Origin of the sequence: Salinibacterium sp. SWN1162, from assembly GCF_015864675.1 — a bacterium.
In the GTDB taxonomy this organism is placed as follows: domain Bacteria; phylum Actinomycetota; class Actinomycetes; order Actinomycetales; family Microbacteriaceae; genus Rhodoglobus.
Genome location: NZ_JADYWT010000001.1, coordinates 1,486,622 through 1,500,337 on the forward strand (window position 1 = coordinate 1,486,622; position 13,716 = coordinate 1,500,337).

A 13,716-nucleotide genomic window follows, 5' to 3' on the forward strand; every position below is an offset into this window, starting at 1 on the left:
GTGCTTCGGCTTCGACTTTGCGCCGCTACACTCTGACTATGGTTGATCAGGCAGTTACTGCGCTCTCTATTGACGACAAACTTCGTGCTGCTCGCGCCGCCTCGCGCAGCTTAGCTACCGCCACTACCGTGCAGAAAAATGCGGCGCTTGAAGCAATCGCTGCCGGTGTGGTGGCCAACGCCGATCGCATCGTTGAGGCTAATGCGCTCGATCTGCAGCGTGGCCGTGAGAACGGCATGACGGTCGGACTCCAAGACCGTTTACGTCTCACTCGCGAACGAATCGACCAACTCTCTGCCGCTGTGCTCGAGATCGTTGAACTCGCTGATCCCGTGGGCACAGTCGTGCGCGGCTCGGTGCTGCCCAATGGGTTGTCGGTAGCGCAAACCCGTGTTCCTTTCGGCGTGATCGGGGCTATCTACGAAGCACGTCCGAACGTCACGATCGATATCGCGGCATTGGCGCTCAAGAGCGGTAACGCGGTGATGCTGCGCGGTGGCTCAGCAGCGGAAGACTCCAATCGGGTTCTCGTTGATGTCATCCAGACGGCACTGGGCAGTGTGGGCATCGACCCCGCTTCCGTGCAGACTGTCGATGAGTTCGGCCGCGATGGAGCGAAGGCGCTCATGCAGGCGCGCGGTTTCGTTGATGTGCTCATTCCCCGGGGCAGCGCGCAGCTCATCCAGGCGGTCGTGAACGAGTCGACGGTTCCGGTGATCGAAACCGGCGCGGGTATCGTTCACATTTTCTTGGACGCATCCGCTGACGAAACGACCGCAGTCGAAATCGTTCACAACGCCAAGGTGCAACGGCCGAGTGTGTGCAACGCCCTAGAAACTCTGCTCGTTCACGAGAGCGCTGCCGAGCGTCTCCTCCCTGCTGTGCTGTCTCGCCTCGCCGCCTCCGGTGTCACGATCCATGCCGATGAGCGCACGCGAGAGCTTTTTCCCGCCGCTGAAGCAGCCACCGACGAGTCGTGGTCCACAGAGAATCTGAGTCTGGATGTCGCGGTACGGGTCGTTGCTGACCTCGACGCCGCCATCGAGCACATCGATACCTACTCCACCAAACACACCGAGTCGATCATCACCAACGACCTCGCAAATGCGGACCGGTTCCTCTCTGAAGTCGATTCGGCGGTGGTCATGGTCAATGCATCCACGCGGTTTACCGATGGAGCAGAGTTTGGATTCGGTGCCGAAGTTGGCATCTCCACTCAGAAGCTCCATGCTCGCGGCCCCATGGGCCTGCCGGAACTTACGAGTACCAAGTGGGTTGTGCGCGGCAGTGGTCAGGTGCGCGGGTAGACTGTTATCGGTTTTGCGAATGGAGATCTAATGTCGATTTTTCTGAACGTTCTTGCGTCGAGCGAAGAGCTTGCACCTCTCGTGCTGCCTGCGCCCGTTTTCCCGCTTATCGCGGCTGTTGTCTTCACGACGCTGGCTTTCGTGACGTGGAGCTTCCGCGACGTCGCTAACCGTCAAGAGCGTGTGCCCTCGAAAGCTGGCGACGCCCACGGCACAGGCCACTAAGGCTTGTCATGACCGCCGACACGGCGCCGCGGCGCGCACGCATCGGCATAATGGGTGGCACGTTCGACCCCATCCATAACGGCCACCTTGTTGCGGCCAGCGAAGCACAGATCCAGTTCAACCTCGATGAGGTTGTCTTTGTTCCTACAGGCAAGCCCTGGATGAAAGACACCGTCACGCCGGGGGAGCACCGCTACCTCATGACGGTAATCGCCACGGCCGCGAACCCCGGCTTCAACGTGAGTCGTGTCGACCTCGAGCGCGAGGGTGCGACCTACACGATCGACACCCTGCGCGACATGCGCCGGGCCTATCCGAATGCCGACCTGTTCTTCATCACCGGCGCGGATGCCGTTGCGCAGATCATGGAATGGAAAGACGTTGCAGAGGTCTGGACTCTCGCCCATTTCATAGCAGTTTCACGGCCAGGACACGCCTTAACTATTAGCGGATTGCCAGAGCAAGGCGTAAGCTCGCTTGAAGTGCCGGCGCTTGCGATCTCATCCACCGATTGCCGAAACAGGGTCAGTCGGGGTTATCCCGTCTGGTATCTGGTTCCGGATGGTGTCGTGCAGTACATCGCCAAGCACCATTTGTATCGGAGTTCTTAATGACCACTTTTCACGATCCGCTGCCGCAGTCGCGACGTGCGGCGCGTCAGAGTGAGCGCGAGCACACGTCAGACGAGCAGCCCGCGGCTGAAGGATTCACCACCTTCCCCGGGCAGGAGCACAACGACCAGCCTTCGGCCGCCCATAACCCGCAGCCTTCCGCTTTCACCGCGCCCGCAGCAGAGCAAGCGACTCCGCCAGCCCCATCTTTCGCGGCCCCAGCCGAACCCGTTTCGCAGCAGATTCCCCCTGCTTCAGCAGCGGCAGCCGCACCTGCAACCCCCTCGCCGAGCGCCGCTGGAACGGTGCCCCATGAAAAGACGTTGACGCGTCGCGAACTCCGTGAACTACGGGCTCGCGAAGAAGCGGCGAACCAACCGGCACCCGCCGCCTCCGCTGCGCCCACTCAGGCTGCGCCTCCTTCTCCCTCGACCGCGCAGGCATCGACCGCGCAAGGACCGACCGCGCAAGCACCGACCGCGCCAGCACCGACCGCGCAGGCACCGACCGCTCCGGTGGTGCCGAGCCAATCGGCTCCGCACCAGGCCGCGCCAAGCCAAATCGCGCCAGCTCAGCCTGCCCCGGCGCCAGAAGCTCCGACTCAGGCGGCACCGGTCCACGCCCCTCCGGTCGTTCCCGTGGCGCGCACGGCTTCGAGCCCGTCCGCACTCAGTTCGGCGTCGTCCGCCGGGTTGCCAGCAGCATCCGCTCCGGTCGTTCCCCCGCGTTCGCCAGCACCAGCGGCGCGACCAAGCCTCGCCGATTTAGCGGCGGCAGCTTCTGCCTCGGTGACTGCCCCTTCGAAGCCTGCGAAGTCGGTTGACGAACTCTCGTTCGCGCCCGACGCTCAACTCTTCGTTGAGCCGCCTGCGCTCGTCGACCCGCTCGCGGTGGCGCCAGAAGCTGCATCCGCGACCCCTCCGAGCGATGCGCTGAGCGCCTTTGAATCGCTACTGGCGACCCCTGATAGATCCACTACTTCGCCTCCCGCGTCGTCGACACCGCGTTCCCCCCTCGCAGATTTGCCCGCGCCGAGTTCGACAGCACCGTCTTACGCCGCCAACCTGCCTGCTCCATCGGCGACCTCGGCCCCTACTCGCTCTGAGCGCCCTGCTATCGAAGGCCTGTTGGGCCTCGCACCGGCGGCCGACGTTTCGAAGCCTGCGGCTGCGGCTGCTCAGCCACCCGTGGCGTCCGTTGCTTCGACAGCTCCGGCTCCTGCAGGTCCCACCCAAACAACGCTGAGTAACGCGCGCGCCGAGTTTGATGAACTCGCTCGCAAGCGTCTCGATGGAGATGTCACTGCTTCTTCGCCGGCTGCATCGACAACACAGGCCGCCCCGGCGGCTTCTGCTCCCACAGCAGCCCCGGCGCAATCGCCCGCGGGCACGTCAGCATCGGGACTCTCGGCAGGTCACTGGTCCAAGCAAGCTACCGAAACTGACGATTCAGGCGACGCCGTTGTTGCGCGCACAATCGGCAGCGGCAGCAGCGCGACCAACGCTTTAGTACTGCCAGCGATTCCGTTCGCAACAGACATCCGTGGGCCGCTTACCTCCAGCGGCGAGACCATGCTCACCGGATCGATCGACTTGCCGAGCACACTTTCGGTAAGCGGTGTATCTGACCGCTTCGACAAGGGCGACATCGATTCGCTCCTCGATCTCAATGACAGCGATATGGTGTCAACAGATTCTGCACCCGTGCGTGCGGTAAAAGCGGTCAGCACCTTCTCCAACCAATCAGTTACGCAGACGCAAAAGCCGAAGGGCACCCGTGCTCTCACGGTCTTGCTTATTTCGGCGGCGTCGATGGCGGTTGTGGTCGCGGGTCTTCTCGTGGCAGCGTTTGCCTTCAACATGTTGTAGCTTTAACTCTTTGCCATCAGCTAATTTCCGATTAAGGATCCTGTGACTGCTTCTCCTCGTGCCAACGAGCTACTTTCCATCGTCGCGCACGCCGCTGACGCCAAGCAGGCGACCGACATGGTTGCTCTGGACGTCACCGGGCCCATGCCTTACGCCGATATTTTCTTCCTCGCTACCGGTCGCAACGAACGTAACGTTCAGTCGATCGCGTCCGAGATCGAAGAAAAGATGATCGCTGCTGGCGCCAAGCCGCTGCGCCGCGAAGGGCGAGCTGAAGGTCGCTGGATTCTTCTTGACTTCGGTCACGTTGTCGCGCACATCTTCCACGAAGAAGACCGTCTCTACTACTCGCTTGAGCGCCTGTGGAGCGACTGCCCCGTGATCCCGATCACGATCGAGCAGCCGGTACGCGACGACGCCGATAGCGACGCCTCGTAACAAACTTCACACAACGTAACTCAATTTTGTCGGGTGCCGTTGTACTGGTGTGCTTGAGGTATCCGGGCAGTTAGACCCCGGGGTTACTCGCATCGAGTTACCTTCTCACACTGGGGTTTCATGATTACGCTCAATTCCGTCACCAAGACGTTTGGTGATGCCGCGAACCCGGTTCGTGCCCTCGACAACGTGAGTCTGTCGGTCGCCAGCGGAGAGATCTTTGGCGTCATCGGCCAGAGCGGAGCGGGCAAGAGCACGCTCATCCGCACTGTCAACCTGCTTGAACGACCGGATGCCGGCACGGTTACGGTCGGCGACCGGGAGCTCACCGCGCTGAATGATCGCGAGCTGCTTCAGGCGCGTCGCGAAATCGGCATGGTCTTTCAGCAGTTCAATCTGCTCGATAGCCGAACGGTTCGCGGAAACGTTGAACTTGCCCTCGAAGTTGTCGGTGTCGCCCGCCGCGAGCGGACTGCACGCACTAACGAGATTCTCGAACTGGTCGGGCTCGAGCACAAAGCTCAGCAGTACCCTGCTCAGCTCTCGGGCGGGCAGAAGCAGCGCGTGGGCATCGCTCGCGCTCTTGCATCACGCCCGCGTGTTCTGTTGAGCGATGAAGCGACCAGTGCGCTCGACCCCGAGACGACCGACTCGATACTGCAATTGCTCCGCAGCATCAACAGAGAACTTGGTCTCACGATCTTGCTGATCACCCATGAGATGGATGTTGTGAAGAGCATCTGCGATTCCGCAGCGCTCATGAGTGGTGGCCGCATTCTCGAGCAGGGGCGTCTGACCGATCTGCTTACGCAGCCGGGCTCGCAGCTTGCTCGTGGGTTGTTCCCGCTGGGGGAGTTGCCCGAGGGTAACTCCACCGTCATCGATGTCACTTTTGTTGGGCTGTCGTCGGGCCGCCCGGTGGTGTCGCAACTGGCGCGTACTCACCAGATCGATGTCGGACTCGTCGGAGCGGCCATCGAGACGATTGGCGGCGCCCAATCTGGTCGCACACGACTTGAATTGCCGGGGACCGCTGACGCCAACGCGGCAGCGATCAATGACTTGCGGGCCCAAGGGCTCGTCGTAGAGATCGTAAGGAGCGGACGATGATTGATTCCACTGCTCCGGAGTTCTGGCCACAGCTCTTCGAGACGCTCCTGAAGGCAACGGGGGAGACCCTGTACCAAGTAGGCGTCACGATGCTCATCACGCTCATTCTCGGGCTCGCCCTGGGAACGCTGCTGGTGGTCACTGATCGCGGCGGCATCCTTGAACGTCCCTTCGGCAGTCTCGTCGCTGGTCGCATCATCAACGCGGTTACGCAGACCGTCGTGAACCTCGGGCGTTCCATCCCGTTCATCATTCTGATGATCGCGCTGATCCCGTTCACTCGGTTGCTTCTCGGTTCAGCGTTCGGCGTGACCGCCGCCATTGTGCCGCTCACCGTTGCGGCCATCCCGTTTTACGCTCGCATCGTCGAGATCTCATTGCGCGAAGTGAACGAGGGGCTCGTTGAAGCGGGTCACTCGCTCGGCGCGACGCGGTGGCAGTTAGTGTCGAAAGTAATTATTCCTGAGGCAGTACCTGGCCTCATCCGTGGCTTTACAACGACAGTGGTGTCGATTGTGAACTACTCCGCCATTGTGGGCGCGATTGGTGGTGGAGGTCTGGGCGATGTTGCTATTCGCTACGGGCACCAGCGCTACAGCGTCATCCACATTGTCGCGGTAATCATCGTGTTGGTGGCGATTGTGCAGATCGTTCAAGTGGTCGGCGCGCGCCTGGCCAACCGAATGTCTCACCGCTGACGCAGTCGGCGGCTGACCCCCACGTAGTTCTCACTCATCTCAGTTGTTTCACCCTTCACCAAAGGATTCGTTATGTCACGCTCTAAGTTCTTCTCGCTCTCTACTGTTGCCGCCGCTGGTGTGCTCGCTCTGACCTTGGCCGGATGCTCGGCTCCCGCTGAGGAAGCTGCACCGACTGATGGCACGCTCGGTTCGCTGACCGTCGGCGCTACGGCAACGCCCGCCGGCGAGATCGTTCAGTTCGTCGTCGACAGTGGCCAGGCTGAGGCTGCAGGCCTCGAACTCGACATCGTGGAGTTCACCGACTACACGACGCCGAACCCCGCGCTGAGCGAGGGCAGCATCGACGTCAACCTATTCCAGCACGCGCCGTTCCTCGATCTCTACAACGAGAACACCGGTGACACTCTCGCCGTTGTCGGTCAGGTGTACCTCCCGCCGCTGGCGCTGTACTCGAAGACCGTTGACGAGCTCGCTGACCTGCCGGATGGCGCCAAGATCGCTCTGCCGAACGATGCCAGCAACGAGGGCCGCGCGCTGCTGCTGCTCGCGGATGCCGGACTCATCGAAACCACGGATGCCCCGTCAACCGTGTCGGACATCACCGCCAACCCCAACGATTACAACTTCATCGAGATCGACGCAGCAAGCCTGCCGTCCGCTCTTGATGACCAGGATGCGGCGATCGTGAACTTCAACTACGCCGGCGCTGCTGGCCTCTCGGGTGACCTGCAGTTGGTCACCGAGGGCACCTCCAGCGAGTACTACAACATCCTCGCCACGCGCGACGAGCTCAAGAGCGACCCGCGCGTCACCGAGCTTTATGAGCTGTTGACCTCTGACGAGACGAAGGCGTACATCAACGACTTCTACAACGGACTCGTCATCCCCGTTTCCTAAGCGACGACGCGGCTAAGCGACGCGGGCAACACCACCGTTCGCTCAGGCGAACGAAGGGCGGTCACCATCCTCACGGATGCTGGCCGCCCTTCGGCTTTTCCCCAATATTTCGCGCACTTTCGGTCGGTATTCGCTCAGATGGTTTTGGATACGCCGAGCGTGTAGTAATCTTGTCAAGTTGCGTTTTCTACACGGAAACAAAACAAATGGGTCCATGGCGCAGCCCGGTAGCGCACCTGCATGGCATGCAGGGGGTCAGGGGTTCGAATCCCCTTGGATCCACCATTTAGCCCCGCAATCGTAAAGATTGCGGGGCTTTTTCGTTGTGTCTACGTGCTTTCTAGAGTGCCGTTCGTCGGGGTGCATACAACGCACGGCGACGAAGGATCCAGAGAGATCGTAGGCTCTTAACTTCATCATGCCCGAGCGTGTCGCGGCTGTCCGGCGATCTCTCGATCTGAGGAACGGCGTCGGTGTTCGACTCCGAAAAATGTGGTGGATAGGCAAGCGATAGTTCTGCTGTGGCGAGAGGGCACCACCACGCGATGCCGATGAGGTGCACGCGTTTCGTGGCGAGTCCTACTGTGAAATGCGCTTATGTGATGCGCTGGGCGCTGTGTCGGAGACGGCGGTGGCACGAGGATTTGAGCAGTTACGGCAAATATTTGCCCGGAAAGTTCTATGGTTGGTGTAGCTGCGCCCCTAGCGGGTTCTGCAGATCCCGAAGTGAGGAGCAGTATGTCTACGCGAGTTGCAACGGACGAGGACAGTACCTCAAAGCTGTCGCGCGCAGCCACTATTTATGACGTCGCTGCGCGAGCAAAGGTCTCCCACCAGACGGTGTCGCGGTACCTTCGCAAGTATCCGGGAATTCGACCCGAAACTCGCGAGCGCGTTGAACTGGCTCTCGCGGAGCTGAACTACCGCCCCAACCAAGCTGCGCGAACTCTTGCGACCAACCGCTCCCTCCGTATCGGCGCTTTCGCTTACGAAATGCTAGAGGTCGGGCCAAGCCAGATCATGCAGGGAGCGAGCCGCCGTGCACGTGACGCCGGCTACATGCTGGATCTTGTCACGCTTTTCCCCTCTGATGACGAGGCGACCCAGAACGCAATCAACGAGATGTATCAACAGAACTTGGCGGGGGTGATCGCAAGCGCTCCGACCGACCGCGTGCGTGAGGCGCTGGAAGCTGCGGATTTCGGTGTGCCTCTCTACATTGAGACTGAGCGTGAAGATGAACTTGGTGCCGAGCACGAGAGTTTGAACGCGGTTGGCACGCGAAAGTTAGTAGACCATCTTGTGGATCAGGGCCACACGACGATCCTGAATATTGCCGGGCCGCCAAGTTGGATCGCGTCGCTTAATCGTGTGAATGCTTATCGCCGAGCGATGCTGCACCGAGGTCTCGAACCGCTCGACTCACTTCACACGGATTGGTCGGCCGCCTCTGGCTACAAGCTTGCGCGACAGATGCCTCTTGACCGAGGGGTCACCGCGATTGTAGCGACCAATGATCAGGTCGCCCTTGGGGTTGTGCGTGCGCTCATTGAGCGAGGTGTCGCGGTGCCGGATGACATGAGCGTCGTCGGTTTTGACGACATTCCGGAGTCAGAATTTTTTCTACCCCCCCTCACGACGGTTCAGACGCATTTCGATATGCAAGGCAAGTACAGCATCGACATGCTGCTCTCGATGATTCATAATTCTGAGGCGCCCGTTCGCGAAGATTACGTGTCGGCCGACCTTGTTCTGCGCTCGTCAACAGCTCGCGCCCCCGTCGCCTAGCTTCGCTTTACAGCTAACGACGCGCCCGGTTCCGGTGTCAGAGGGGCGTCGCGGCATGTGTTTAGGCGTGACTTTTTCCCGACTCTGAAACCATGCTTGTTTCCGGTAACATTTTGCTGTAGCTTCGTCGTTGTGCCAATGTTTCCGGTAACAAACCGGGGATCGCGAACAACAATGGAGTATTCTCAGTGACACGCAATGACGCCCGCAATGTCGACAAAGACCTCATTCTTTTCGGCGCTGCGTACTACAACGAGTACCAAACGATCGAGCGGCTTGACCTCGATCTTGATCTCATGCAGCAGGCGAACTTCAGCGTCATCCGTGTTGGAGAGTCAGTGTGGTCCACGTGGGAACCCGAAGACAACACCTTCAACCTTGAGTGGCTTGAGCCAATTCTTGACGGTGCGCACGCGCGTGGAATTCACGTCATCCTCGGCACCCCGACTTACGCGCTGCCTCCGTGGCTTCAGACGAAGCATCCAGAGCTCCTGGCTCATTCCGCAACGGGAACCCCTCTGAGCTGGGGCGGTCGTCAGGAAGTTGACTACTCGAGCCCGCTGTTCCGAACATACGCAGAACGCATCATTCGTGCGGTTGTTGGTCGTTACTCGAGCCACCCTGCCGTGATCGGCTATCAGGTCGACAACGAGCCCGGCCTCGAGCTCTTTCACAACCCCGGTACCTTCGCGGGCTTCGTGCAGTGGCTAAAAGCACGCTACGGCGACACCGACACCCTCAACCACGAGTGGGGCCTCGTCTACTGGTCACACCGCATCAGCGAGTGGAATCAGCTCTGGGTTCCCGACGGTAATACGTTGCCGCAATACGATCTTGCATGGCGAACCTACCAAGCGGAGCTCACGACAAACTTCATCGGTTGGCAAGCTGACATTGTGCGCGAGTATGCCGACGACGCTCAGTTCGTCACCACCTGCATCGCGTACCCTCGCCCCGCGGTGAACGATGAAGAGCTCACCAAGGTGCTCGACATTACGGCGGGCAACCCTTATTACGAAATGCAGGATGGCCTTGATGCCACGAGCATCATTGAACCGCGCCAATCGTGGGCGAGCAACAGCGTATGGGGTCTTACTAATCAAGCCGACCGTATGTTCGCATCGCGCCAAGAGCGCTTTCTCGTCACCGAGACTAACGCAGGTGCCATCGGCGGATCCGAACAAAATTATCCACCCTACCCGGGTCAGCTCGCCCAGGCCGCTCTCGCTCTAGTTGCGCGTGGGGCCAGCATGATCGAATACTGGCACTGGCACACTTTGCACTTTGGGACCGAAACTTACTGGGTTGGCATTTTGCCTCACAGCCAAAAGCCAGGTCGCGTGTACAACGAGATCGCCGAGCTTGGCGCTAAACTCCGTGCGATCGGGCCGGCGATGAGCGGTTACACGCCTGACGCGGATGTCGCTTTTCTGTACTCGACTGAGAGTAAGTGGGCCCTCGAATTCTTCCCGCCGCTAGCGACGGAAGATCATAAGCCCGATCGCGGATCGTACCCAACAATCTTTAATGCGTTCTATCGCGGCGTTATCGAATCGGGTGCGCAAGCACGAATTGTCAATGTGTCGCAATTCTTAGACTGCGACATCGACACGTTCGTCAAGCGTTTCCCGGTGCTCGTTGTTCCTGGTTTGTACGCTGCCAGCGACGATGCTCTCGAGCGACTGCTCGCTTACACCGAGAGTGGAGGGCACCTTGTCATTGGGCCTCGAACGGCGTACGGCGATGAAGAGGCACGTGCACGAATGGCCGTAGCCCCGCCGATGCTCGCTGACGTAGCGGGCGCGTCCTACGATGAATTCTCCAATATCGATGCGAGTATCGCAGTAAAAACTGTCGACGTCACCGCGCCTAGTTTTTTGCTGTCGCCGGGCGCCGAAGCCACTCGATGGATCGAAGGTCTCACTCCGAACGGAGCAGACGTAATGCTCGGCTATGTGCACCACAGTTTCGGCCGTTTCGCCGCGATGACGAGCGCACAAAGCGGTGCCGGTCGTGTAACCGTCGTAGGCACGGTGCCCAACGCGGTTCTCGGCAAAGACCTCGGCCGTTGGTTTTCACCAACGCCGATTTCCTCAGTCTGGAGTGACTTAGGTGTTGGCGTGAATGTCTCCTCGGGTATCAATGACGCCGGGGAGCGAGTGTGGTTCGTGCACAACTGGACGCCGGAGGTCGCGAATGCCACCACACCGGCTGACGGGCCTCTGCGCGACCTTATCGGTGGAGACTCGATCGCCGAATCATCTGTCCTCATTCTCGAGCCATGGTCCGTACGGATACTGGTCGGGAATGCGGGAGCTTAGCGCAACCGATCCCGGTTGCCCAAGGAAAGGAAAAAATGAGAATGTTCCGTCTCAACGCAGCGACGAAACTGGTGGCGGGTGCCGCGGCAGCAGCTCTGCTGCTCACTGGCTGCTCGGCCGAGGGGTCAGCACCTGATGCCCTGACCGAGCCGATCACGCAGGCTCAAATTGACGAAGCGATGAACACACCGACCACACTCACTATGTGGTCTTGGGTTCCCGAAATTCAGGCCGAGATCGACTTGTTTGAAGAGGCATACCCCAACATCAAGGTGGAGCTTTCGAACGTCGGCCAGGGTCTCTCCCATTACACAAAGCTCCGTACCGCCGTAAAGTCCGGTGAGGTACCCGACGTCGTACAGATGGAATATCAGTACATTTCTTCGTTCCAGAATGACTTGCTGGATCTGGCACCCTATGGAGCAGATGCCATCGCAGACGACTATGTTTCGTCAGTGTGGGGCCAAGTTTCCTCCGAGGGCGCGGTCTACGGCATCCCACAGGATTTCGGTCCCATGGGAAACCTCTATCGCACGGACATCTATGCCGAGGCAGGCGTAACACCACCCGCGACGTGGGATGAGTATGCGGTCGCTGCGCGCACTATCAAGGACAAGACGGGCTCCTACATCACCAACTTCCCCGGTAACAACCCGGGTCAATTGGTAGGGCTTTTGTGGCAGGCAGGCGCTAAGCCGTTTAGCTATGACGGCGACGAGACAGTCGGCGTCGACTTGAACAGTGCTGAAGCGAAAGAGGTCATGGCCTACTGGCAGGAGCTCATCGACGAGGACCTAGTCTCCGTCGAGCCCGACTTCACCGACAACTGGTTCCAGAGTCTCGCCAAGGGCAAGTACGCGAGCTGGCTGGGTGCAGCATGGGGTCCGACGTTCCTCGAGGGCGCAATCGCCAATACCTCAGGTAACTGGGGCGTATCCGAGCTGCCGCAGTACGACACAGAGAATCCCGCATCTGGATTCTGGGGTGGAGCATCTGACGCTGTCATGGCCGAGAGCAAGAACCCGATTGCAGCGTACAAGCTGGCTGAGTTCATCAACCACGACGAGGAATCGTCACGCCTGCTCGCGTTAGAGCAGTCATTGTTCCCGCCGTTGATTTCAACTCTCGAGTCGGCTGATTTCTCCGACCAGGCGCCTGAATTCTATAGCGGCCAGCAGGTCAATAAGCTCTTTGCGGAAATCGCACCGACCGTTGACCCGGACTTCCAGTGGCTGCCGTATATGGACTTCGTGTACTCCAGCTTTAACGAGACGCTGGGATCGGCCATCGCCGATCGCGGAGACCTCACTGCAGGACTCGACGCCTGGCAGGACGCGGTCGTCACGTTCGGCACCGATCAGGGCTTCACTGTTAAGTAACGCCCCATTGCTGTGGCGGCTCGGTTCAGGCCGGGCCGCCACGGCACCTCACTGGATCCAAAGGAGAAGCCGTGAGCATGACCACCACCCGGCGCACCAGCGCTACGGGGCAGAAATCGACATCCCGTAAACGGGTCAGTCCCAGCCAGCGCTCCAAAGATATTGCAGCGTACTTCTTTGTCGGACCTTTTGTTCTGGCATTCCTCAGCTTGTTTGTTGTCCCTCTTGTCTATTCCGGCTACTTGAGCCTCTTCAAGACCCAACTCATCGGCGGCACGGTCTTCGTCGCGTTCGACAACTACGTGCAGGCAGTCGCGGACCCCGCTTTCCTCGCAAGCATCGGACGTATGGGGCTTTTCCTGCTCATCCAAGTGCCGATCATGCTGTTGCTCTCGCTCATTATTGCGCTTGCTCTCGACAGCGGACGCGTGCGCGGAAGTCGTTTCGTACGTCTCGCCGTGTTCGTGCCGTACGCAGTGCCCGGCGTAGTGGCCGCGCTCATGTGGGGTTATTTGTACGGTAAAGACTTCGGGCCGATCAGCCAGGTTTCTCGTGGCTTGGGCCTCGGAACTCTTGACTTTCTCTCCTCGGAGACCGTAATCCCTTCGATAATGAACATCGTGATTTGGCAGTTTGTCGGGTACAACATGATCATTATGTTCGCTGCGCTGCGCAGCGTGCCGGCAGAGCTCTACGAAGCCGCCCAGGTGGACGGAGCCGGACAGCTGCGCATCGCCTGGAGTATCAAGATTCCTGCTATCCGGCCCGCAATCATGCTCACGGTGATCTTCTCGGTAATCGGCAGCTTCCAACTCTTTAATGAGCCCAACCTGCTGTACAAGATCGCTCCCAACGCTATCGGTACGGCCTTCTCTCCGAACTTGTACGCGTACAACGTCGCATTCATCAACCAGAACGTGAACTACGCGGCGGCGCTCGCATTCCTCTTAGGAATCGTGATCATGATCGTGTCGTACGTCGTTCAGTTGTCGGCCCAGCGCCGTGAAGGGGCATCATCGTGAGCACTAAAACTAAGAAGAAATCTCTCGACCCGTCTCAGCGTCGGAGCAC

Annotated in this window: 12 protein-coding genes and 1 tRNA gene; all 13 read left to right on the forward strand. The window is 59.7% G+C overall.

The features are described from left to right. The first annotated feature begins 38 nt into the window (after positions 1-38). Positions 39-1,307: a glutamate-5-semialdehyde dehydrogenase gene (locus I6E58_RS07035; RefSeq protein ID WP_197131733.1), complete on the forward strand. Its 1,269-nt coding sequence runs from the start codon at positions 39-41 to the stop codon at positions 1,305-1,307. 30 nt (positions 1,308-1,337) lie between these two features. Further along, positions 1,338-1,532 carry a hypothetical protein gene (locus I6E58_RS07040; protein ID WP_129071651.1) on the forward strand — a complete coding sequence of 65 codons (195 nt, stop codon included), beginning with the start codon at positions 1,338-1,340 and terminating at the stop codon, positions 1,530-1,532. Positions 1,533-1,540: 8 nt separating this feature from the next. Next, complete coding sequence (nadD, locus tag I6E58_RS07045; RefSeq protein WP_129071650.1) at positions 1,541-2,143, forward strand: nicotinate-nucleotide adenylyltransferase; 603 nt, start codon at positions 1,541-1,543, stop codon at positions 2,141-2,143. After that, positions 2,143-4,011: a hypothetical protein gene (locus I6E58_RS07050; RefSeq protein ID WP_197131736.1), complete on the forward strand. Its 1,869-nt coding sequence runs from the start codon at positions 2,143-2,145 to the stop codon at positions 4,009-4,011. Before nadD ends, I6E58_RS07050 begins: the two co-directional genes overlap by 1 nt. Positions 4,012-4,053: 42 nt before the next feature. Next, complete coding sequence (gene rsfS, locus I6E58_RS07055) at positions 4,054-4,449, forward strand: ribosome silencing factor (protein WP_129071647.1); 396 nt, start codon at positions 4,054-4,056, stop codon at positions 4,447-4,449. A 120-nt stretch (positions 4,450-4,569) separates the two neighbouring features. Then, on the forward strand, positions 4,570-5,559 hold the full coding sequence (locus I6E58_RS07060) for a methionine ABC transporter ATP-binding protein (RefSeq protein ID WP_129071646.1): 990 nt from the start codon (positions 4,570-4,572) through the stop codon (positions 5,557-5,559). Then, the gene (locus I6E58_RS07065; RefSeq protein WP_197131740.1) at positions 5,556-6,257 is read left to right on the forward strand and encodes a methionine ABC transporter permease; all 702 of its coding nucleotides are present in this window, start codon (positions 5,556-5,558) and stop codon (positions 6,255-6,257) included. The genes I6E58_RS07060 and I6E58_RS07065 overlap by 4 nt, the downstream gene beginning before the upstream one ends. Positions 6,258-6,329: 72 nt before the next feature. Further along, on the forward strand, positions 6,330-7,157 hold the full coding sequence (locus I6E58_RS07070; protein ID WP_129071644.1) for a MetQ/NlpA family ABC transporter substrate-binding protein: 828 nt from the start codon (positions 6,330-6,332) through the stop codon (positions 7,155-7,157). Positions 7,158-7,365: 208 nt separating this feature from the next. Then, positions 7,366-7,442: transfer RNA gene (locus I6E58_RS07075), tRNA-Ala, on the forward strand. A gap of 453 nt (positions 7,443-7,895) precedes the next feature. After that, complete coding sequence (locus I6E58_RS07080; protein ID WP_197131742.1) at positions 7,896-8,945, forward strand: LacI family DNA-binding transcriptional regulator; 1,050 nt, start codon at positions 7,896-7,898, stop codon at positions 8,943-8,945. Between the two features lie 188 nt (positions 8,946-9,133). Continuing rightward, complete coding sequence (locus I6E58_RS14460) at positions 9,134-11,266, forward strand: beta-galactosidase (protein WP_246837375.1); 2,133 nt, start codon at positions 9,134-9,136, stop codon at positions 11,264-11,266. 41 nt (positions 11,267-11,307) lie between these two features. Continuing rightward, positions 11,308-12,645, forward strand: a complete 1,338-nt coding sequence (locus tag I6E58_RS07090) for an ABC transporter substrate-binding protein (RefSeq protein ID WP_129071642.1) — start codon at positions 11,308-11,310, stop codon at positions 12,643-12,645. 77 nt (positions 12,646-12,722) lie between these two features. Beyond that, the gene (locus I6E58_RS07095) at positions 12,723-13,667 is read left to right on the forward strand and encodes a carbohydrate ABC transporter permease (RefSeq protein WP_197131744.1); all 945 of its coding nucleotides are present in this window, start codon (positions 12,723-12,725) and stop codon (positions 13,665-13,667) included. Positions 13,668-13,716: the final 49 nt, after the last annotated feature.

Excerpts from the sequence above, each read along its gene's own strand:
- I6E58_RS07035 (WP_197131733.1), top strand. The coding sequence starts at position 39 with ATGGTTGATCAGGCAGTTACTGCGCTCTCTATTGACGACAAACTTCGT.
- I6E58_RS07040 (WP_129071651.1), top strand. The coding sequence starts at position 1,338 with ATGTCGATTTTTCTGAACGTTCTTGCGTCGAGCGAAGAGCTTGCACCT.
- nadD (WP_129071650.1), top strand. The coding sequence starts at position 1,541 with ATGACCGCCGACACGGCGCCGCGGCGCGCACGCATCGGCATAATGGGT.
- I6E58_RS07050 (WP_197131736.1), top strand. The coding sequence starts at position 2,143 with ATGACCACTTTTCACGATCCGCTGCCGCAGTCGCGACGTGCGGCGCGT.
- I6E58_RS07060 (WP_129071646.1), top strand. The coding sequence starts at position 4,570 with ATGATTACGCTCAATTCCGTCACCAAGACGTTTGGTGATGCCGCGAAC.
- I6E58_RS07065 (WP_197131740.1), top strand. The coding sequence starts at position 5,556 with ATGATTGATTCCACTGCTCCGGAGTTCTGGCCACAGCTCTTCGAGACG.
- I6E58_RS07070 (WP_129071644.1), top strand. The coding sequence starts at position 6,330 with ATGTCACGCTCTAAGTTCTTCTCGCTCTCTACTGTTGCCGCCGCTGGT.
- I6E58_RS07080 (WP_197131742.1), top strand. The coding sequence starts at position 7,896 with ATGTCTACGCGAGTTGCAACGGACGAGGACAGTACCTCAAAGCTGTCG.
- I6E58_RS07090 (WP_129071642.1), top strand. The coding sequence starts at position 11,308 with ATGTTCCGTCTCAACGCAGCGACGAAACTGGTGGCGGGTGCCGCGGCA.
- I6E58_RS07095 (WP_197131744.1), top strand. The coding sequence starts at position 12,723 with ATGACCACCACCCGGCGCACCAGCGCTACGGGGCAGAAATCGACATCC.